Annotated in this window: 14 protein-coding genes; 9 read left to right on the forward strand and 5 right to left on the reverse strand. The window is 56.4% G+C overall.

Annotated elements, in window-relative coordinates; translation table 11 throughout:
* Positions 1 to 260 precede the first annotated feature (260 nt).
* The 9 genes from ACR3EM_RS20710 to ACR3EM_RS20750 all read left to right on the forward strand — a co-directional run bounded on the left by ACR3EM_RS20710 (position 261) and on the right by ACR3EM_RS20750 (position 12,660).
* On the forward strand, positions 261 to 2,300 hold the full coding sequence (locus tag ACR3EM_RS20710) for an ABC transporter substrate-binding protein (RefSeq protein WP_480472715.1): 2,040 nt from the start codon (positions 261 to 263) through the stop codon (positions 2,298 to 2,300).
* Between the two features lie 67 nt (positions 2,301 to 2,367).
* A complete protein-coding gene (locus ACR3EM_RS20715; RefSeq protein ID WP_480472717.1) occupies positions 2,368 to 3,372 on the forward strand; it encodes an ABC transporter permease in 1,005 nt (334 codons plus the stop codon).
* 4 nt (positions 3,373 to 3,376) lie between these two features.
* On the forward strand, positions 3,377 to 4,504 hold the full coding sequence (locus ACR3EM_RS20720) for an ABC transporter permease (RefSeq protein WP_480472719.1): 1,128 nt from the start codon (positions 3,377 to 3,379) through the stop codon (positions 4,502 to 4,504).
* Positions 4,501 to 5,496 carry an ABC transporter ATP-binding protein gene (locus ACR3EM_RS20725; protein ID WP_480472721.1) on the forward strand — a complete coding sequence of 332 codons (996 nt, stop codon included), beginning with the start codon at positions 4,501 to 4,503 and terminating at the stop codon, positions 5,494 to 5,496. The genes ACR3EM_RS20720 and ACR3EM_RS20725 overlap by 4 nt, the downstream gene beginning before the upstream one ends.
* Positions 5,493 to 6,488: an ABC transporter ATP-binding protein gene (locus tag ACR3EM_RS20730; RefSeq protein ID WP_480472723.1), complete on the forward strand. Its 996-nt coding sequence runs from the start codon at positions 5,493 to 5,495 to the stop codon at positions 6,486 to 6,488. The genes ACR3EM_RS20725 and ACR3EM_RS20730 overlap by 4 nt, the downstream gene beginning before the upstream one ends.
* 194 nt (positions 6,489 to 6,682) lie before the next feature.
* Positions 6,683 to 8,368, forward strand: a complete 1,686-nt coding sequence (aspT, locus tag ACR3EM_RS20735) for an aspartate-alanine antiporter (protein ID WP_480472725.1) — start codon at positions 6,683 to 6,685, stop codon at positions 8,366 to 8,368.
* 18 nt (positions 8,369 to 8,386) lie between these two features.
* The gene (locus tag ACR3EM_RS20740) at positions 8,387 to 10,003 is read left to right on the forward strand and encodes a bifunctional aspartate transaminase/aspartate 4-decarboxylase (RefSeq protein ID WP_480472727.1); all 1,617 of its coding nucleotides are present in this window, start codon (positions 8,387 to 8,389) and stop codon (positions 10,001 to 10,003) included.
* 89 nt (positions 10,004 to 10,092) lie between these two features.
* The gene (locus ACR3EM_RS20745) at positions 10,093 to 11,958 is read left to right on the forward strand and encodes a PAS-domain containing protein (RefSeq protein ID WP_480472914.1); all 1,866 of its coding nucleotides are present in this window, start codon (positions 10,093 to 10,095) and stop codon (positions 11,956 to 11,958) included.
* Positions 11,959 to 12,660, forward strand: a complete 702-nt coding sequence (locus ACR3EM_RS20750) for a response regulator transcription factor (RefSeq protein ID WP_480472729.1) — start codon at positions 11,959 to 11,961, stop codon at positions 12,658 to 12,660. It begins immediately after the preceding gene.
* Positions 12,661 to 12,702: 42 nt separating this feature from the next.
* Here ACR3EM_RS20750 and ACR3EM_RS20755 read toward each other — a convergent pair whose 3' ends face one another.
* Genes ACR3EM_RS20755 through ACR3EM_RS20775 form a run of 5 tightly spaced genes read right to left on the reverse strand, consistent with a single transcriptional unit; the run spans position 12,703 to position 22,129 of the window.
* Positions 12,703 to 14,013 carry an HlyD family type I secretion periplasmic adaptor subunit gene (locus tag ACR3EM_RS20755; RefSeq protein WP_480472731.1) on the reverse strand — a complete coding sequence of 437 codons (1,311 nt, stop codon included), beginning with the start codon at positions 14,011 to 14,013 and terminating at the stop codon, positions 12,703 to 12,705.
* Positions 13,997 to 16,129 (reverse strand): type I secretion system permease/ATPase, encoded by a 2,133-nt coding sequence (locus ACR3EM_RS20760; protein WP_480472733.1) that lies wholly within the window; start codon positions 16,127 to 16,129, stop codon positions 13,997 to 13,999. The genes ACR3EM_RS20755 and ACR3EM_RS20760 overlap by 17 nt, the downstream gene beginning before the upstream one ends.
* Positions 16,126 to 17,469, reverse strand: coding sequence for a TolC family protein (locus ACR3EM_RS20765; protein ID WP_480472735.1), 1,344 nt, complete (start codon positions 17,467 to 17,469; stop codon positions 16,126 to 16,128). Before ACR3EM_RS20765 ends, ACR3EM_RS20760 begins: the two co-directional genes overlap by 4 nt.
* Complete coding sequence (locus ACR3EM_RS20770; RefSeq protein WP_480472737.1) at positions 17,456 to 18,271, reverse strand: SapC family protein; 816 nt, start codon at positions 18,269 to 18,271, stop codon at positions 17,456 to 17,458. Before ACR3EM_RS20770 ends, ACR3EM_RS20765 begins: the two co-directional genes overlap by 14 nt.
* A gap of 18 nt (positions 18,272 to 18,289) precedes the next feature.
* Positions 18,290 to 22,129 (reverse strand): Ig-like domain-containing protein, encoded by a 3,840-nt coding sequence (locus tag ACR3EM_RS20775; protein ID WP_480472739.1) that lies wholly within the window; start codon positions 22,127 to 22,129, stop codon positions 18,290 to 18,292.
* Positions 22,130 to 22,253 lie beyond the last annotated feature (124 nt).

A 22,253-nucleotide genomic window follows, 5' to 3' on the forward strand; every position in this document is an offset into this window, starting at 1 on the left:
TGCTGAATTGAAGAAAGACCTGAGTTTGCGGGCATGATGACGAAGACCAATGTGAATGACAGCATTGCCAACACGATGGCGCTGGGTGGGATGACACGACTAAACGGTACCGATCTGCTTTGGCAGCAGAGGGCCATTTCTGTCATCTCCCGGCAGTCACACAACGATCCGCACAACAATTCAGCCCAAGTATCACACCCGGTGTCATCCACCTGGTGTGCATCGCCATTTCAAAGACTCAAAACCAAGAGGGTTCCAAGATGAAAAGATTACTCCTATCCGGTGTTGCGGCGGTTGTGCTGCCCGGCGCCGCGTTTGCGGCCTGCCCGGCCATAACCGTGGCAGATTCGCAGGGCATCGCTGCCGGTGAGCATCCACAGCAATACGAACTGGCAGAATTCCAATCCGCTGCAAATTGCGAGCTGAGCTTTTCAGAAAACCCGGCGATCGCCGATCTGAATGCCCGCATCAAGGGGAATGGCGATCTGCCCGCAGTGGCAGACCGTCTTCCCAGCGAGCCTTTGATCGTAGTGCCCTACGACGTGATCGGCCAGTATGGTGGTCAGTTCGATGCACTGTCGAATGCGACCGAATCCGGCACTTCGGATTTCCTGTCCGTGCGGCATACCAGCCTGGTACGCTATGCGGACGATCTGCAGACAATTGTTCCTCACGTCGCCAAATCCTTTGAATGGAATGACGATTTCACGCAGTTGACCGTAACTCTGCGCGAAGGCCACAAGTGGTCGGATGGCGCACCGTTCACGTCGGCGGATGTGGTGTTCTGGTACAACAACCTGATGATGGACCCGAATGTCATCCCCGAAGCCAAAGATTATGCCCTGGCCGGTGGTGAGCCCATTGAAGTGGTCGCGCTGGATGAACAGACCGTTCAATTCAACCTCAAAGCACCCAAAGCTGGCCTGATCGAAACCTTCGCGTCCCAGTATGTACAGCCCTATCAGCCGATGCATTTCCTGGGTCAGTTCCACCCTGAAATCAATGCCGACGCGGATGCAAACGCGCAGGCCTTTGGTTATGAAAACGGCTATGATGCAATCAAAGCCTATTACGGCAACTCTGACTGGACCGACACGCCATCGCCCATGCTGACCGCGGGGGACAAGTTGGCGGGTCTGCCCAAAAACGCGGTCCCGACACTGGAGAGCCACATCCTTGTCGAGGAGACTGCGGAAGGCCGTCACCTGGTCGCGAACCCATATTTCTTCGCCGTCGACACGGCGGGTAATCAATTGCCCTATATCAACGAGCAGGACGAAGTTTACATCAGTGACTCGGAAGTGCGTTTGCTGAAACTTCTGAATGGCGAGGTGGATTACAAGGCGCAATCGGTTGTTCTGCCAAATGCCCCGGTGCTGCTGGAAGGGCAGGAAGCAGGCAATTACCGTATCGACGTGCGGCCGACAATTGCGATGCCGGCGGTTGCCTTCAACCTGACGCATGAAGATGAAGCAGTTCGCGAGGTGTTCAACGACCTCCGCTTCCGTGCCGCGATGTCGAACGCCATTAACCGGGACGAAATCAACGAGACAATCTATTTCGGTCTGGGTACTCCGCAGCAATATGTAGGCTTCTCTCCGGTTCCGGATTTTGTTGATCCGAAATGGGTCAGCTACGAAGCCTCGTTCGACCAGGATCGCGCCAGCGCTCTGCTGGACGAGGTTGGACTGGTGGATGCCGATGGTGACGGCAATCGCGACATGCCCAACGGTGATCCGCTTGTTCTGGACTGGCAGTTCTCATCGCAAGAGGTTTCCGCGGCTTTGGTCGAACTGATCGCGCAGAACTGGAAAGATATCGGGATCAACACCACCATCAAAGAGGTGACGCCGGACGAATATCGGTCGGCCCAGTCGTCGAACGCTTTGGACGTCCTGACGTGGACCGTGGGTTCACCTGTCGGCACAAATCTGGGTGACAATCAGCTGTGGGTGCCGCCGTATTCGGACTATTTCGGCTTGCGCCCTGCGATGGGTTGGGCTGAATGGGTCGACTCGGATGGATCGGCCGGTGTTGAGCCGCCGCAATACGCGAAAGACCTGATTGCAGGTATCAACGCGTTCCAGGCAGCAATTCCCGGCTCTGCAGAGCAAGGTGAGATCGGCAACAGCATGGTTGAATCGATGACAGGAAATCTGACATTCATCGGCATCATCTCGGCCCCATCGCCGGTATATGTCAGCAACAAGCTGAGCAACGTGCCTGAATTCAAAACAGCATCTTATGAATTCTATCGCACCTATCCTTACCGCGCATATCAATGGTCGCTGAGCGAATAATCGCGGATTGATACAATCGGAGGACGGGCGGCAACGCCCGTCTTCACGTCTTTATTGAAGGATACCCATGTTACAGTTCGCCCGATTTGCCGCGACCCGGGCGGTCATGGCACTGATCACGTTGGTGATCGTTTCACTAATCGTGTTCTCATTGATGGAGCTTGTGCCAGGTGACTGTGCCGAGCGCTACCTTGCCTACAAGAACACGCAAGGGCAGGCGATCACGCTGACAGATATTCAGAATGAGCGTATTCGTCTGGGTCTGGATCGCCCCTTTCTGGAACGCTGGGTCAGCTGGCTTTCCGGAGCATTTCGCGGTGACTTTGGCGACAGCTGTATCCTTCGGGTCGATATCGCACAATTGCTGGGCGACAAGTTCTGGGTGTCCCTGTGGATTTGCCTGGGCTCGCTGACGCTTGCCTACGCGATTGCCATCCCGGTCGGCATCATCTCGGCCGCGTCGCGCAATGCCTTTCTGAACAACACGCTGCGCATCGTCAGCTATCTGGGTCTGGCGATGCCAAACTTCTTGCTGGCGCTGATGGTGATGCTTTTTTCGACCATCTATTTCGGTGAAACGCTGACGGGGCTATTTTCACCCGAGTACAAAAACGCGCCCTGGTCCTGGGCGAAATTCGTTGACTTGATGAAGCATGCCTGGCTGCCAGTGTTTATCCTGGGCTGGTCGGCCACCGCCTTTGCGTTGCAAACCGTAAGGGCATTGATGTCTGACGAGATCGGCAAACTTTATGTCACTGCCGCCGCCGCACGCGGTATCTATGGTCGTCGCCTGCTATGGCGATATCCGGCTCGTCATGCACTGGGACCGATTGTGAACTCGCTTGGGTTTGACCTGAACCGTATCTTCAACGAATTGCCGATTGTGGCCCTGATCCTGACATTGACAGAAGCGGGATCGCTGCTGCTGGAGGCGCTGGCCCGATCAAATGACCAGCAGCTTGCAGGAGCGATCATCTTCCTACTGACGGCCTCCATCGTGACGCTGAACTTTGCCACCGACATTCTGCTCGCGGTTCTCGATCCGCGCGTCCGCAAGAGTATTCTGAGGTAAGCCGATGACTGCGATGACAAAACAACAGGCGAAAGAAGCCTATTTCACCGCATCTCAACGACAGCTGATCTGGGCGCGGTTCAAGAAACAACGCTCGGCCATGATTGCCGCCACGGTGCTGATGGTGTTGATTCTGTCTGGGATCTTTGCACCATTTCTGTCGCCTTACGATCCCACTGCCGCAGGGCGTGACAAGGACTATCTAAACGGCGCGCCGCAGATTCCGCAATTCTGCGACAAGAACGGCTGTTCATTGCGCCCGTTTTTGCATGAAGTGACGCGTGAACGCTCCTTGGCGACGAATTTCCGCTGGGTGGAGAAGGTCAACGAAGACGAGCGGCGTTACGTCCAGTTCTTCGTAAAGGGGGACCCTTACAAACTGTTTGGCTTCATCCCCGGTGACATCCACTTGTTTGGCACGGACACCGGCTATGTCCACCTGTTTGGCACCGATGCTGCCGGTAAGGATATTTTCAGCCGAACTCTGCACGCGGTTTGGACATCGCTTCAGGTTGGGACATTGGGGGTTCTGATCTCATTTGTTCTGGCCCTCGCGATCGGAGGGGTCGCCGGGTATTACGGTGGCATGATCGACAGTTTGATCCAGATGATCACGGATGCGGTGCGTACCATCCCCTCGATCCCACTGTTCATGGCCATCGCCGCCTTTATCCCGCCAGAGTGGTCGGCAGAGACGCGATTTTTCGTGATTACAGCCATTCTGGGTCTGGTTGGCTGGCCCACGTTGGCCCGCCGCGTGCGTACGCATCTGTTGACTGAACGCAATCAGGAATACGTCTTGGCCGCGCAACTCAGCGGAGCGTCACCCAGTCACATCATCCGCAAACACTTGCTGCCCAGTTTCACCAGTTATATCATCGTCGATCTGGTGATCACGTTCCCTTATGTGGTGCTCAGCGAAACCGCTCTCAGCTTTATTGGCCTCGGCCTGAAGGACCCGGTCAACAGTCTGGGCGTGATGCTGCAGAATGTGACCAGTGCCGACGTATTGCTGAATTATCAGTGGTATTTCATCCCGGTATTGTTCTTCATCGCGCTAGTGATGGCATTTGTATTTGTAGGCGACGGGTTGCGCGATGCAGCGGACCCCTATTCGGAGTCCAAGAAATGAGCCTGCTCGATGTTGAAAACCTCACCGTTCAATTCAAGACGGATGAGGGTCTGATCACCGCTGTAGACAACGTATCCTTTTCACTCGCTCCCGGCGAGGTGATGGGGCTGGTCGGTGAAAGTGGATCAGGCAAGTCGGTGACAGCCAAATCACTGATGAAGCTGAATGCCAATAACACCGTCTATGCGCCTGAGACCAAGATTAACCTGCATCTGGAGACAGGTCCGGTGGATGTGATGTCCTTGAAGCGCCCGCGTGACATGGAGGTTGTGCGCGGCGGTGCCATCAGCATGATCTTTCAGGAACCGATGGCCAGTTTTGCACCTGCTATGACCATTGGCAGCCAGATGGTCGAGCAATTGTTGATCCACACGGATATGAACAAAAAACAGGCCAAAGAGCTTTCGATCGAGATGCTGGACCGTGTCGGCATATCGGACGCTGCGACGCGGTTCGGACAGTTCGCCTTTGAGCTGTCCGGGGGAATGCGCCAACGTGCGATGATCGCCATGGCGTTGTCGACCAAACCCAAGCTGCTGATTGCAGATGAACCCACGACCGCTTTGGACGTCACCATTCAGGCACAGGTCATCGACCTGATGAAAGATCTGGTTTCTGAATTTGGGATGGGGATCATCTTCATCACTCACGATCTGGGCGTCGTCGCCCAGACTGCCGACAAGGTGGCTGTGATGTATCTGGGCCGCATCATCGAACAGGGTCCGGTGCGCGAGGTGATCCATGCGCCGACCCACCCTTATACGCAGGGCCTGATCGATGCGCTGCCTCAGCTGGACGATCTGGACAAGCCGCTCAAGCCCGTTCCTGGCGATATCCCGTCGCCGCTTGAGCGGCCCGACGGCTGCGTATTCCACACGCGCTGCGGCAAGATCATCGGCGACATCTGCAAAAACCAGGCCCCACATTGGAGCGATGTCGGCCCCGACCACCGCGCCGCCTGCCATCTCTGCACTGAAGGATCCGCCGCATGAGCGATAAACCCCTTATCAGCACTCAGGACCTTTCGGTCGGGTTCCAGATCGGCGGTAAGATTTTCAACAAGAGGATCCTCAAGGCCGTCGATCACATCACGCTCGATATCCCCAAGGGAACGTTCTTTGGCGTCGTTGGGGAATCGGGTTCCGGCAAGACAACGCTGGGACGCGCCCTGCTGAATGCGGTTCCCATCACGGGTGGCCACGCCACCTATGACGATGGTGAAGTGCAATTCGATCTCGCTGAGATGAAACCCGCTGACCTGAAAGAGTATCGCCGCCGCGCGCAACTGATCTTTCAAGACCCTTATGCGGCACTCAGCCCGCGTATGACCGTGCGCGATATCATTGCCGAACCGCTTGAGGTCATGGGCCTGACCAAAACACGCGACGAAACCGACGCCCGTGTGCGCGAGATCGCTGCGAAATGCCGGTTGAACCTTGAGCATCTGCGTCGCTTCCCACATGCGTTTTCCGGGGGGCAACGACAGCGCATATCAATCGCGCGTGCTCTGGTGTCGGGGCCGAGTTTTGTTGTGGCAGACGAATCCGTCGCCGCGCTCGATGTCTCAATTCAGGCTGATATTCTAAACCTGCTGAAAAGTCTGCAGGAGGAGCTGGGCCTGACATTCATGTTCATCAGCCACGATCTGAGCGTCGTAGCCCATACTTGCGATCATGTCGCTGTGATGTATCTGGGCCGCATTGTCGAAAGCGCCCCCACACGCCAGCTGTTCGAAGGCCCGCGCCATCCCTACACAAAGGCTCTGTTCTCGGCGATCCCCTCACTTGATCCCGATGAGAAGGGCAAGGCGCAGAAGCTGGAGGGCGAAATACCGTCTCCGACGAACCCTCCGACCGGGTGCAAGTTCAACACACGCTGCCCTCATGCGATTGATATCTGCCGCCAGGAAGAGCCGCAGCTTGAACATGAAGACGCCACCCACTTGGTTCTCTGCCACCGATGGCGCGAGCTGATGGAGGCCTGACGCGTCCTGGCTGTAAAAAACCTAGACATGCTGAGCACTTACAGTATCGTAACCGCATAGAATCTTGCGCTGGCACACCCGTGCCGGACAACTAGTCGGACGTTTGCGGACCGATCTGAATTTTTGGCGAATTGTGCCGAGGTCCATCTTTGTCACGTCCGGCTTTTGCCGAACCTGATATTGTGAGGTGGAGTATGCTCGATTGGCTGGTGAATATTCTTCAGACCTATCCTGAACTGGCGGTATTTCTATCCATCGGTATCGGTTTCCTTGTCGGCCCATGGAAGCTGATGGGGTTCAGTCTGGGCACCGTGACTGCAACCTTGCTGGCGGCGGTGGTGATCGGGCAGGCGCATATCGACATCGACTCAGCGGTCAAATCGACCTTCTTCATTCTGTTTATCTTTGCTGTGGGTTACGGTGTCGGACCTCAGTTCATGCGCGGCCTGAAGGTAGACGGCGCGCGCGAGGTGTTCTTTGCGCTCAGTGTCCTTGCTCTCTGTCTGGTGATTCCTGTCATAGCTGCGAAGGTGGCAGGACTGGAATTGGGGTATGCCGCGGGACTTTATGCTGGCTCGCAGACGATCTCGGCGGCGATCGGGGTTGCGACCGATCAGATTGGCCAATTGGGCCTCTCGGCCGAGCAGGCCAAGACCTATGCCAACCAGATCCCAGTCGCGTATGCGGTCACCTATATCTATGGCACTATCGGTTCGGCCATAATTCTGGCCAAGATCGGGCCGCGCCTGATCGGCGTTGATCTGCCCGCCGCCTGTAAGGAATACGAGGCCAAGCTGGGTGGCGGTGCATCGGTGGAAACCGGTGAAGGCATCGTCTCGGCCTATCGCGCCATCGAAGCGCGGGCGTTTGAAATTCCTGCGGGTAGCGACCTGCTGGGCCAGCCGGTCAAGGATCTGATGCCGGGTGTCCGCATCTATGCCGAACGACTACGTCGCGGCGATCAGGTGATCGAAGTAGACGACAATACTGTGCTTGAGGCGGGTGATGTCGTCATGTTCTCGGGCCGTCGTGCCGATCTTGTGACCCTGCTGGAAACCAATCTGAAAGAGGCTGACGCTCCTGATCTGTTAAGCATCCCGTCCGAAAAACTGGACGTGTTGATCACCAGCAAGGAGGTCCACAACAAGACCCTCGAACAGCTCAGCAAAATGTCGATTGCACGCGGTGTCTATGTCTCGAAGCTGACCCGCAACATGCTGGATCTACCGCTGCTGCCGGGCACCGTGGTCCATCGCGGGGACATTCTGACCCTTCAAGGTGCCAAACGCCACGTTGAGGCCGCCATCGCCGAGATCGGCTATGCTGATCGGCCTGTCGACACCACCGATCTGGCCTTTGTCGGCTGGGGTATTTTTATCGGCGGCGTGATCGGCACGCTGGCGATCATGATGGGAGGATTTCCCATCAGCTTGTCCACTACAGGAGGGGCACTGTTGGCCGGTCTGGTACTGGGTTGGTTGCGGACGGTGCACCCAACCTTTGGCCGCATACCGGGGCCTGCGCTATGGCTGATGAATACGCTGGGTCTGAATGTCTTTATAGCGGTGATCGGGATTACTGCAGGGCCGGGCTTTGTCGCCGGGCTGCAACAAGCGGGGATTGCGTTGCTTCTTTGGGGGATTGTTGCCACTTCGCTACCGATGATCTTTGCGGTTTATGTCGGGCACTACGTGTTCAAGTTCCACCCCGCTATCTTGTTCGGCGCCTGTGCCGGTGCGCGAACGACCACGGCTGCCTTGGGCATGATCCAGGAGGCTGCCCAAAGCCGCATCCCGGCGCTTGGCTATGGGATGCCCTATGCCATTGGCAACACATTGCTGACCATTTTCGGAATGGTCGTTGTTTTGATCCTAAGCTGATTTCGAAAGGTTCGATCCATGGATAGACTCACGCTGCACGATTACGAAGCGCTCAGCCCGTTTCAGATCAAGGATGAGCTGATCCAACTGGCCTCGGCCGAGGCGCGCAAGGCCAACAGCGCCTTTCTGAACGCAGGTCGCGGCAACCCCAATTGGGTTGCCACCCGCCCGCGCGAGGCTTTCTTTGCGCTGGGTCAGTTCGCAGTGACCGAGTCCAAGCGCGTAATGAACCATCCGGCAGGGTTGGGCGGTATGCCTGCTATGAAGGGCTGCCATGACCGGTTGCAGAGCTGGGCCGTGGCAAATGCCGACATGCCGGGCGTCGATATTCTGCTGGAAGTTGTGACCCACGCCATTTCGGCTTTCGCGTTCAACGCGGATGAGTTTGTCCATGAACTGACGGATTCCATCATTGGTGATAATTATCCTGTCCCGGACCGTATCCTGAAACACAACGCAGCCATCGCGCATGAATACCTGATGTGGGCGATGTGTGCGGGTCACCGTCCCGACGCGCAATTCGACCTGTTCGCGGTTGAAGGTGGAACAGCAGCGATGTGCTATATCTTCAAAACGCTGAAAGCGAACCGGCTGCTGAGTCCGGGTGACACCATCGCTCTCTGCACTCCGATCTTCACGCCTTATCTTGAGATGCCCGAGCTTGAGGACTACGCCCTCGAATCCGTGCATGTGGAAACGGATGAGGAAGACGGATTTCAGCTGACCGATGCCGCGGTGGAGAAGCTGAAAGACCCCAAGGTAAAGGCGTTCTTTCTGGTCAATCCGGGCAATCCTTCCTCGGTGGCGCTCAGCACCGCATCACTACGCAAGTTGGCTGATCTGGTTGAAAACCACCGACCCGACCTGATCGTGCTGACCGACGATGTCTATGGCACGTTCGTACATGACTTTACCTCGGTGATGGGCCATCTGCCGCGTAATACGATCGGAGTTTATTCTTATTCAAAGTACTTCGGCTGTACCGGCTGGCGTCTGGGTGTGATCGCCGTCGCGCAAGACAACATATTTGACCTGAAACTCGCCGAGCATCCCGAAGACATCAAACAGAAGTTGGACAAGCGCTATGGCACACTCAGCCTGACACCGCGCGATATCCGCTTTATCGACCGGTTAGTGGCCGACAGCCGGGATGTGGCGCTGAACCACACGGCGGGACTATCGCTACCGCAACAGGTGATGATGACGCTGTTTTCACTGTGTGAACTCGTAGATACCAAAAAAGCCTATCAGACCGCCTGCATGGAACTGGTCCACCGCAGGTTCAAACTGCTGACCGAGGCGTTGGGGGTCGAGGTTCAGGCGGGCGAGCATTATGATGCATACTACGGCATCATCGACTTCGAATTCTGGCTGCGAAAGTATGTGGGTGAGGACGTGGTCACCTGGATCAAGCATAATGTCCACCCGCTCGATATCGCCTTCAAACTGGCCGAGGACTACGGCATCGTCCTGTTGAATGGCAGCGGGTTTGACGCCCCAAGCTGGTCAGCCCGCGTCTCTTTCGCCAATCTTCCGGACGAAGCCTATTCACAGATTGGAACTGCAGTCCGCTCGGTCGCGCGAGGATATGTGCAGGCCTATCGCGCTGCGAACAACCAACCGCTACACGGTTAGACAAGGCCCTACACCTGCGCCCGAACTGGTGTTACCCATAGGCGCAGGGGAGGACGGAATTGGAGATTACCGAACAGCGCATTAAGGCGATGACCACTTCTGGCTTGAACCTCATCGGCCAGGCGCTGTCGATCTACGACAGCAAGCTCCGTCTCGTGCTCAGCAATCTGCGTTTTCAAGAGATGTTTGACCTGCCGGAAGAACTCGTCCAGCCGGGGGCATTGTTCCGCGACACTATCCATTTTCTTGCCAGCCGCGGGGAATATGGCGCGGATGGCGCTGTTGAGGATATGGTCGAAAGCCGTGTCGCGCAGGCCCTGGCCTTTGAGCCTCATTACATGGAGCGTGTTCGCCCCAATGGTCAGGTGATCTCCATCGAAGGTGCACCACTGCCAAATGGTGGCTGGGTGGCCGTTTATACAGACATCACCCGAACCCGACAGGTCGAGGATCTGTTGCGCGCCCGGTCCGAAGAACTGTCAGGGCAGTTGCTGAGCCACGCCGAAGAGCTTTCGGCCACCAACCGCAAACTTGCTGCCACCATCACCGCGTTGGAAGAGGCCAAACGCCAGTTGACAGAGATCGAAGCCCGAACGCGGATGACGACCGAGATGATGCCTGCGCATATCGCGCATCTCGATGCCAACAAGCAGTATGACTATTCCAACCGCCGTCTCAGTTCGGTCATGCCGGGTCGCCCGTCAGAGATTCTGGGGCTCCATATATCTCAGGCTCTAGGTAAGGCGGCCTATGACCGGGTCAAACCGCACCTGGAGCAGGCCTATGGCGGGCAACCATCAGTGTTTGAATTCACCGAAGATCAGGATGCCCGGCGCATTCGCGTGTCCTTTACACCAGATCAGGTCGGCGGGGTTTATGTCATGTCGGTGGATATCACCGAAGAAACACAGGCACGCGTTGCCCTGCAGCAGACCCGTCGCCGCGCCATGGCTGCGCAAATGACAAGCGGGTTGGCCCATGACTTCTCAAACCTTCTGACCATTATCCTGGGGATGCAGTCTCGACTGGCCAAGATGGAGCTGCCAGAAGAGGCCGATAAACTTGTGGCGGCCACTCAGTCGACTGCGCGCCGTGGTGGTCAATTGCTGAACCGTATCGCCGACATGACCGGCAACCGAACGCCGCAGCCCAAAGCCACGGATATGCGCGGGCTGCTTGAGGATTTACGGGTTCTGGCGACTCCATCACTGCCACGCGGCATGGGGTTGTCTGTCGTGAACACTTTGCCTGACGCGCCTTTGATGCTTGATCCGGGGATGGTGCAGGACGCTTTGCTGAATCTGGTTCTCAATGCCCGTGACGCCTGTGGCAGCTCGGGACAGATAACCATCAGTGCCCACGCGATCGGAACGATCTGGGCCGAGGTCACGGTCTCGGACACAGGCCCTGGCTTTTCGCCGGAGGCGCTCGACAAGGCGCTGAACCCGTTTTTTACGACGAAGGGAAGCGATGGCTCGGGGTTGGGTCTGCCCATGGTCTACGACACTGTAAAACTTGCCGGAGGAGATCTGAGTCTGCGCAACACTCCATCCGGGGCATCAGTGGTAATGCGCTTGCCCTACCGTCCTGCGCCGCCGGCGAGATCGGGTCTTGTCCTGCTGGTTGAGGATAACGATGACCTGCGTGACCAGTTTCGCGACATGCTGGTCGAGCTGGGTTGCTCGGTTATCGAGGCAAGCTCGGCTGATGAAGCGCTTGAGTTGACGGCAGAGATTGATGACATCTCGCTAGTCGTGACCGACATCCGTTTGGAGGGGGAGGGGACTGGCATCGACCTTGTGGACCAGATCAACGGTGCGCTGCCCTGTATAATGATGACATCCCTGCCTCACTCCGATCCGCTGCACAATCAGGCATTGACCCGTGCGCCGGTCCTGCGCAAACCGTTTACTCAGGCGCAATTGTCGGCGCTGATCCGCACCGAGGCCGCATAGATGACAAATCCTTTGGTCACTATCCTTGATGATGAGCCCGAAATTCGGCGTATTCTGACCGATGCTCTGGAAGAGGCTGGATTTCGCACCCAGAGCTTTGCCAGGGCCCGCGAATTTGAAGCCTCGCTCAAACGTGTCACCCCGGATGTCTGTCTAGTGGATCTATCGTTGCCCGATACCGACGGCTTGGCGTTGGTGCATCGATTGGCGCTGGAGCAAGGTGCAGCGGTGATCATCATCTCGGGCCGGGCGCAAGTGCAGGATCGTGTCACCGGACTTGAGCTTGGTGCCGATGACTACATCACAAAACCCTTTGACCCCGCCGAAGTGGTTGCCCGTATCCGTGCCCGTCTGCGGTCGTCTGGCCCTGCGGTTCAAAGCTCGGATGTGGCCGAATTCAATGGTTGGACAGCCCAGTTCGATCGATATGTTCTGATTGATGCCGACGGTATCGAAACACCGTTCAGTCATGCAGAAGGTGAAGTGCTGCGTCTGTTTCTGGAAAGCCCCAAACGCCTGATCAGCCGTGCGCGGATGCAGGATATGCTGGGTGGAGGTGCTGGTGACAGTTTTGACCGCGCGATGGATGTCCGTATCTCTCGCTTGCGGACAAAGCTGGGCGAAGACCCTAAAAAACCACGCCTTATCAAAACAATATACGGTGCGGGTTATATCTTCCTCGGCGATGTAAGCTGGCATTGAACACTGCGGCGCCAGCTTGATGCGGCGCCGAACCGGGCCAAGCTATTCACGCAAAGCCTGATCTTTTACCTTCAGAACCGGTTGGATGAGGTAATCAAACACCGTTTTCCTGCCCGACAAGATATCAACCTCCGCAATCATTCCAGGGATGATCTCAACAGCCAAGCCACCCGAATCCAGCATGGTACCTGTGGTCTGGATCTCGACCACAAAAACCTCTTCGTCATTGCGCTCTGAGCGCGTAATCGTGTCGGCCCCGATGCGGACAATTTCACCATCCAGGCTTCCATAGCGCGAAAAATCGTAGGCTGTGATCTTGATCTTTACCGGCTGGCCCGGATGCAAAAAGGCGATATCGCCAGGTTTGACATAAGCCTCAACCAGCAATCGATCATCCAACGGAACAAGCTCGATCAATTCCTCACCGCTGCGCGCCAGACCGCCTATGGTGGTGCGATGGATGCGGTTCACGACCCCCCGCATGGGCGCGCGTATCTGCGCACGCGACACGCGGTCGCGCAAAGCGGGTAGCGCGGGTTGCAATGCAGCCAATTCTGCGGTCACCAGCGCCAAGTCGGTCAAGGCAGCACTGCGGAACCGGTTGCGAGTGGCGCGGACTTTGTCATCAACCTCATCAAGGCCGGTTTTCAATCTGCTGATTACCGCTTCTGCACGAACCTTGCGCCCCTTCCACTCCGCCTCGCTGCGTCGCAAAGCCAACAGAGTCGTCATGGGCTCCATACGTTGCTCTACCAATGGCACCATCAGTGCGCGTTCTTCCGCCAGAACATTCAGTGTTTCGACCGCTGTCACCTGATCGACCAGCCCCTCTTCGTATTCGCGCTGTCTTTGCTCGCGCTGTCTGTGAAGGATGGCAATTTCAGCCGCCAGTTCGGCTTGTCGACCCTGATACAGCGCCGTCTCAGAACGGACGACGCCGGGAGCACCACTCAGCAACTCACCACTGAATATCAGGTCTGTCCCATCGATTTCAGCTTGTAGCCGCTGGGCCCGCGCCATCAAGCCATAGACGCGTTGTTGTTCCTGACTCAGCTCGCGCGCAATCTGATTTGTGTCGAGTTCCATCAGCAAGGTGCCCGCATCAACCAGCAGGCCTTCTCGGACATGCAAAGCCCGCAATACGCCCGCCTCGGTGGCTTCAATCACCTGCACGTCACCCGAGGGCACAATCCTACCGTCGGCGCGCACCACATCGTCAAGTTCCGTGAAATAGGCCCAAATAAACGCACTGATCATGCAAACGGAAATCATGATCAACAGCAGCGAACCCCGAAGCGATGTGCGTCCACGCATTTCGCGGGCAAGAGTTTCAAGCTCAGGATGCCGCGACATTCAAATGCCTCCCGGTCTTGCGCACGTGTTGCGTGAGCAGGCTCTTGGACCCGTCGATGCCAACTTTCCCGTTTTCAATCACGATCACCCGATCGACAAGTTCGAGCAGGCTCGAACGATGTGTGACAACAACTACCGTTTCCTGCTGTGTGGCTGATTTCAGACGCCGTATGACCTCAGCTTCGGATTTGATGTCCATCGCGCTGGTGGGTTCGTCCAGCAGCAGAACCGGCGGCCGTCCAACAAGTGCCCGGGCCAAAGCAATTGCTTGTCGCTGCCCGCCCGACAAACCTTCGCCACGTTCAGCCACGCGCAGGTCATATCCGTGCGGATGCCGCGAGATAAAATCCTCAACCCCAGCCAACTGGCCCGCTCTGATCAAGTCTTCATCCCGAACCCGAAGCCCACCACTCGCGATGTTCTCTCGCACGGTGCCTGAAAACAGCCAGACATCCTGCAATACCGACCCGACATTGCGACGCAGATCGCCCGGATCGATTTGACGGATGTCCAACCCATCCAGCGTCACCGAACCCACCCGAGGGTGATAAAGCCCCAGCATCAATCGTGTGATGGTGCTTTTGCCTGAGCCGATCTGGCCGAGAATGGCAACTTTTTCACCTGGCTCAATGTTAAATGATACTCCATTCAAAGCATCATCCACTTGGTCTGGATAAGCGAAATAAACATTGTTGAACGAAATTCGGCCTTTGAATTTGGGATGACTTATCCATTGGCGTCCATCGGGCCTTTCGCTTTCAACATTCATCAAAGTGTCGAGATTGCGATAGGCGCTTCGCGCCTGATTGACACGCGTCAAGGTCTGAGCCAATTGCCCCAACGGTGCCAGAGCACGCCCGGTCAACATCACCGATGCGACAAGCGCGCCCATGCTCGTCTGCCCATCGGTAATAAGAAATACACCATAGAAGACGACCAAGACTTGTGCCGCCTGTTGCGTAAAACCGGTCAGGTTCAGTGCGAATTGTGTAATCGCCCTGGTGCGTGATCCGTGGTTCGATTGCCGTTTGATCGCCTCTTCCCATCGAGATCGCATCAACCGCGAGGCTCCTGTGGTCTTGATCGTTTCAAGGCCTGTCAGGGCTTCAACCAGAACAGATTGTTTTGATTGGCCATCCGAAAAGCTTTGCTCAGCCAACCGGGACAGCATCGGTTGTATCGCAAGACCGGTCAGTAGGACGACTGGAATCGCCAAGGCAGGAATCAACGCCAGTGACCCCCCAACCAAATAGATCGTAAAAAGAAAAAGAGCGATGAAGGGAAGGTCGACAACAGCGACCAGAGTTGCCGAGGTGAAAAATTCACGAAGGGTCTCAAATTCGCGTACGGTATTGCTCGTAGCACCGGTTGACCCCGATTTCCCAGCCATGCCGATGTTGATCAACTGATCGAAAATGCGTCGACCCATCGCCAGATCCGCCCGCTCACCCGCGCGATCAATAAATCCTGCACGCAGTATCTTCAGTAAGAAATCGAAGAGTAGCGCAAGGCCGACACCAAGGGTCAAAGCCACCAAGGATGCTGTCGCTTCGTTTGGCAGCACGCGGTCATAGACGACCATGATAAAAACGGAAGTAGATAACCCGAGAATGTTGGCCAACGCAGCCGCCATCGCGACCTGCGCATATGTCCATCGGCTCGCGGCGAGCGCTGACCAGAACCAGTGGCCTTCGTGGACGTTCCGACCCGTTGTCGCGCGATCCTGATACGCTCTGCGAAAAAGCAACGCGTAACCAGTATAGCTGTCTTTCAGAGCGCTTTCGGGGATTTCCCCAATCCCTTCATCCAAATCGGGATCGAATATCAGAAAGTCACCGTTGTCAGACCGGCCATGATAGACCACTGCCCGCTCGTTTTCCAACAAGAGGATGGCGGGGAAGAGGGTCGTATCGAAATCAGGCAACTTCATTGAACCAAAACCCACCTGCAATCCGGCCCGCTGAGCGGCAGCGATGGCGTCGCGGATCGTCAGATTACCGCTCTTTCCTGATTGCGCAGCATGTATTGATGCGAGCGTCACAGGTCGATCGAGCGTTACGGCGACATTCAGCAAACACGCTTCCAACGCAGTAATAGGGCTGTCCTGAAAACTCATGGTGTCCCGTTCCAATTCGTGAAACTCAATTCGAGCAAATCAAGAATGTCACCGGTCAGGTTTAGAACGGCGTAATTGGTCAGAAAGTAACTCTGTTCCGCCAGGATTAACCTTTCCTGCGCATTCACGTAGTCCCGTTGAGCGTCCAGAATTTCGATCAGGCTGCGTCGACCGATGGTAAATTGTGCGCGGGCGGCAGTGACGCTTTCGGCATTGGCCTGCATCGCCAGCCGGGCTTCTCGCAAGCGATCCGCGCCCGCTTTCTGATCCGATCGTATAAACCCAAGTTCACGCCCGATTTCGCGGATCAAAACCTCACGCTCGGCCTCGACCTGCTTGACCTGTTCCTGCGCTGCGGCGATTGCGGCACGGCGTTGACCAGTGCTGTCGAGTTCGTAGTTAACCGACAAATCGACGCCGAAATCCGTATCCGAGAAATCATCGTGATTGGCAAAAGCGGTGAGGCGCACATCCGGTTTACGCCTGGCCTGAGCCGCAGCCCACTCGGCACGAGCAGCAACCAACGCGGCATCTGCACGTCTAATCTGAGGGCTATCAAGTACGATCTGCTCGTCGCTGCGACTGAGTTCAGGAGCAGGAACTGCGGGAGGAAGAGTTCCCGCAGGTATTCCGAACACTTCCTGAAACCGGGCCTCAGCACGATCCACCCTTGTTCTTGCATCAGCAAAACGTGTTCGCGCATCTGCGGCGCGAGATTGTGCTATAAGAATATCGGCCCGAGATCCAACGCCGCTGTTCACCCGTTCAGAAATTTGTTGCTCAATTTCTTGGTGAACCTCAACATTGCGCTGCGATATGTCATAGATTTTGCGGCGATCCAAAACCACGACATATGCCTCTATCGCAGACAGAGCAGTCGCCGCAGCGGTTTGCAGTTGATCGCCACGGCTTTCCAGCACGCGCGCGCGTGCGGCAGTAAGCGAATTGGCGGCAGCTCCGCCGTCATAGACAAGCTGTGATACACGCACGTAAGGGGTGAGGTCTTCCCGATCCGAATACGTTCGTTCCGAACGCGCATTGAGCCCCAGTGAAACCTGGGGTAGAAATTCACCTCTCGCGGCATCACGATTGGCTTCTGCAATTCCCATCCGTGATGCGCTCTGCGCCAGAGCAGGGCTGTTTTGAACTGCAGCGCGAACGCGTTGTCCAAACCCACTTCGGATCAATGTTGTCGAAGGGTTTATTGCACCGGAGCCTGTCGATCCGTCGGCAAAGGACATGGAAACCTGCGTTAATTCAGGAGTTTGAGCGCAGGCCGACGTCAGAGCCAAGAACACGAGGGAAGAATAACATCTCAAGCCAGACCTAACCCTGCGCATAGGTCACCCGATTTTCATGCTGCAAACGGATCATGTCTTGACCCAACGCTGAGACGAACCCGCATAAGCCGGAGTTCGGCTTTGGTCGGTATTTCTGCCGCTGGCTTTGTGCTTCTGACAGCCACTCGCAATGTGACAACGAAACCTGGTGTGCGTGGATCATCCGCAACGCGGTGACGGGGATGGGTTCATTGGAACCCGAGCCCAAGTATTCAGCCAACTCGTCTTCGTCGACCATCAACAGCTCAGGCAGAGAATTTGACCCCGAAGCAGGCCCGAACCGAGAAAACAAGCCCAAAGACTGAATTCGCTTGCATATTTTGTGCGTCTCTCGCACCGCAGCTTCGCGCATTCGGAAGAAGTCCAGAACGCTCTGCAGTTCGGTCGTAACACGCCCGTCTCTCGTGAAGAAAGGCATGTCTTCTGGATCGGATGAAATAAGGCCCGATGCTTCATCGACCAGAAGTCGGTATTGCTTTTCACTCAAGCGCTCAGCTCGAAATGGAAAGCACCGAAGGGCGGACGGCACGTAGCAAGCGAGCCATTTACCATCGTCAGAGACAAACGGCGAAGTGAGCCCTGCTGTCATGGAGAATAGAGCAACAGGTTCGATACGCTCGCCATCCGACTGAAAGAGCATCGGATATGCAGCCGCTACTTGCAGAACCTCGGGACTGACCACGGGACAAGTAACCTGGCTGGCAGCAAAATCGTAAGTGGTGAAACGCTGCCAGTACCGATGCCCATGCCGTTCATGAGTTACAGGAACAACGCCAATATTTGCCATGATTTTATCATCCATCTGCACCACCAGCCTCAATCAGGCGCTTGCACCCGTTGGGTCCGAAAGCAAAATATTATCTGCATTGAGATCAGTCAGATCAGCGAGCCCATCGAACTGTGCTATCGTCTCAACTGTGGCGGTATCAGATGATGAGTAATCGACTTTCACCAGAAGACTGTCATTCCCATCCGTTGCCATCAGATAGATTTCGTCACCCGCTTGCGCCCCGCCAAAGGTTTCCGCTGCGGCTGCAATCGTGTCGCTATCGAGGTCCGATAATGCCGTCTGCAATCCGACGAAGCCTGTGTCTTGCCCTATCGATCCTCCGAGGTTCAGGCTCTCAAAACCGGTGCCGTTTCCACGCAAGCTGCTGGTATCGAGCCCCGCGAACCTGATTGCATCGGTGACTTCGGCAGCGGGCCCCAAAGTGAAGCCCGTGATCGTATCTGTGCCGTTGATCGTTGGATCAACCTCGAACACGACAACGTCCCGTCCTGCGCTGGTGAGGTCAATCGCATCGTCGCCGCCAGCCCCGCGAATGACATCGTCAAGGGCGCTTGCAGTCAGCGTATCGGCCCCATCCGTTCCCAGGTGAAACTGAGATGGGCCGCCATCCGGGGTTGTTAGTGACAAGATGATCGGCTGCGACGCATCCTGTACGGTCATCGTGAACGTCATGATAGGTTGTGACAAATCACTAAAACTTGTCGAAGCACCTGCGAAACTGATGGTTGCAGCCCCTTGCGGATTTGCGAGGAAGAAGGTGAAATCGCTGTTTTCAACCTCCGAGCTGGTATCATAGGTTGCAACCGCCGGGTCAAACCCAAGATCCGCAGTAAAATCCAGCCCCCCCGAGATATCTCGGTCTGGGTCGGCATAAACTTCGAAGGTCACTGTCGATCCGCTTCGACCAGCTTCAGCGATCGTGTAGGCCGCAGGCATGTGGGCGATGGCCTGATTGGTGGCGGGCGTAGGGTCTTGTCCCGCTGCAACCGATGCCTGCGCTTCAAAGCTCAGGTCGTCCCCGGCTTCGACAGATACGAACTGTGAAGCCGGGATGCTGAGCGACCAGGAGCCATCGACGGCAACAGTCCCGCTGCCTACCGGAGCGCCATTGAACGTAACTGTAACGGCCTGTCCGGCACTCAGCCCAACCGAACTACCTGTAATCGTGGTGCCGCCATTCTGCAAATCGCTCAGCGACAGAGCCTCATTGGTTCCTACGTCGCTCATACTCAGTATCGGGCGGAAATCCGTGGTAAGAGATGTCGTGGCATTCGCAGCCGCATTTCCCGCGGCATCTTGCACTGAAGCAGTGATCGAGAACGTACTCGCGTCCGCCAAAGCGGCCAGATCCAGTGCGGGAACCGTTGCGACCCAACTGCCGTTTGTCACGGTCGCAAAATAGTCCTGGCCATTCAGGTTGACGGTAACGATTTGACCATTCTCTGCGCTTGTTGCGCCGGTGATCTGCAGATCCGTCGCTTGTTCGAGAACATCCAGAGTTCCCCCGACCGCAAGCGCATCTAACGAGAGGGTGGGTGCGCTCAGATCGGTATCAAAGCTGGTATTTGTGCTCGCGCTGTTGCCTGCGGCGTCCGAAACAGAAGCTTTTATCTGGTAGGTTGCTCCATCCTGCAAACCACTCAGATCACCCGAGGGGGCCACATAATTCCAGATCCCGCCGCTTACGGTCGTTGTGCCGCTTGTTTCGAGCGAACCGTCAGGGCGACGTATCTCGATTACAATTTGTGAGCCGTCGACAGCATCAGAGGTGCCCGAGATCGTCAGGCCGCTGTCCCTTTCAACCCTGTTCAAAACAGCCCCCCCAGATGTCGTTGTGATTGAAAGGGAAGGTGCAGAGAAATCCGTGTCAAAGCTGCCGGTTGCCTGCACTGCAGGGTTGCCGGCGTTATCAGAGATGTCAGCGGTTACATTAACTGTTGCCCCATCCGACAAAGAACTGAGGTCGGCCGTCGGTACCGTTACGCTCCATGCGCCGCTCATTGTGGTTCCGGTGTACGGCTGGCCTTCGAAGGTAAGCGTCACTGTTTGACCGTCTTCGGCGGTTGTCGACCCGGTGATAACCAAATCCACGCCTTGCTCGGTGGCATTCATCACCGCACCCGCCGAGAATGTATCAATACTCAGCGATGGCGGGGTCGCATCCTTAACAAACCCGAGCCCTGCCTGCGGCGCGTTAAGTCCATCGCTATCACTCACATCAGCGGTTAACGTGAAGGCTTCACCATCTGCCAACGTTGTAAGATCCGCGCTGGGGATACTAACGTTCCACGCACTGCCGGAGACAATTCCAGTATAGGTTTGACCATCCAGAGTGACTGTGACGGTCTGACCACCTGCAACATTCCCAACCGTGCCACTTACCACCAAATTCGAACCTGCCTCAGCCGCATTGAGCATGTCCCCAACCGACAGCGGATCGATGGCGATAGATGGACCCGTCAGATCTACGGGCACAGACACCGAGACCGGCGTTGCGGGGTTGCCTGCGGAATCTGTGACAGCGACCGAGATGGCGACGGGGGTGCCCGTCGACAGGCTAGCAAGATCTGCGTTCGGAATAGTCAGGCTCCAACCGCCTCCGGACACAGCGCCGGTGTAGTTTTGTCCGTTGAAGGTAACGGAAACCTGCTGACCGTCCTCGGTGTTCGACGATCCGTTCAGAACCAGATCGGCGCTCACGTCAATCAATTCGATTGATCCTCCGGCAACGGGGTTCAGAGTCAGCGTGGGCGCGCTGAAATCGGTGTCAAAACTGCCACTTGCTTGTACTGCCGGGTTACCGGCGAGATCGGAGACGTTCGCGGTTACCGATATCGTCGCCGCATCTGATAGCGAGGCAAGATCGCCCGCGGGGACCGTAACGCTCCATCCTCCGTTCGTAACGGTGCCGCTGTAATCCTGACCGTTGACTGAAACTGTCACTGCCTGTCCGTTCTCAGCATCGGTTGCTCCAGAGATTGTCAGGTCGATCCCCTGTTCGGCTGCATTCAGAACCGCGCCGTGGGAAAAGGTGTCGATGGAAAGAGTTGGGGGTATGGTATCGACATCAAACTGCGCAACCCCAACCGACAGAACTGTTCCATCACCGTCGAGATATTGAACGGTCACGGCCGAAATCCCCTGAGAGAGGGCCTGAGCCTCGGCCTGTGTTAACGACACGCTCCAGCTTCCGTCGACTGCTGGGGTAGCGGTTTTGGTAACCGTTCCAATCATGACTTCAACTGACGCCGTCCCATCAGGTGCAACAGTCTGTGTGCTGATATCGCTGAGCGCGTTAGATTGCAGCTCAGCAAGATTTAGGCTTGGAGGTCGTGGCGTGGGGGGAACCACGGAAGGTTCCTCGGTACTCTCATCATCACGACCACCACCACCGCCGCCGCCTCCGGCGGCGGCTGCCGCACCAGCAAGGCCGAGACCGCCCAACGCCAGTCCGGCACCGCTGATGCCACCGCCCGCAGCGGCTGCGCCCGCAACTTCAACAGCCGCGAGTTCTGCAATTTCCATCGCAGCTTCGTCAGCGACCATGATGGAACCGTTTTCAAGAACCTGAATGTTCTCGGCCCCTACTACGACGGTACGCCCGTCCATCATCTTCAGTTGCACGTCCCCGTTCGGCATGAGTTGTGCCGAGCGCACACCAGTAATTGCTTCGGCAAACTGGAACGAAGAAAGCGCATCATCCGTGGCCTGCGCCAGCGCAGGCAGAGCCATTAAGGTGGTGCTCAACCCCCCCAGCAATCCGCGACCTGCCCAGCGTTGCAGCTTTTTGTCGATCCAGCTCCATTTCTGTCCGTTGTGCTGTGATGTCTCGGAGTTCCGAGTATCGGTCGAATCGATGTCTTTGGTCATCTTCCCTCACAATCGGTGGTCGCGTTCTGTCAGTCGACAGATGGCAACCCGCCGGAACCGGTTGGTCTTCCCGTCCTGATGGCAATGGGGCCAGATGGGAAAACTTGAATAAAACTGAAACCGA

The sequence above is a fragment of the Ruegeria sp. AH3 genome (assembly GCF_056536265.1).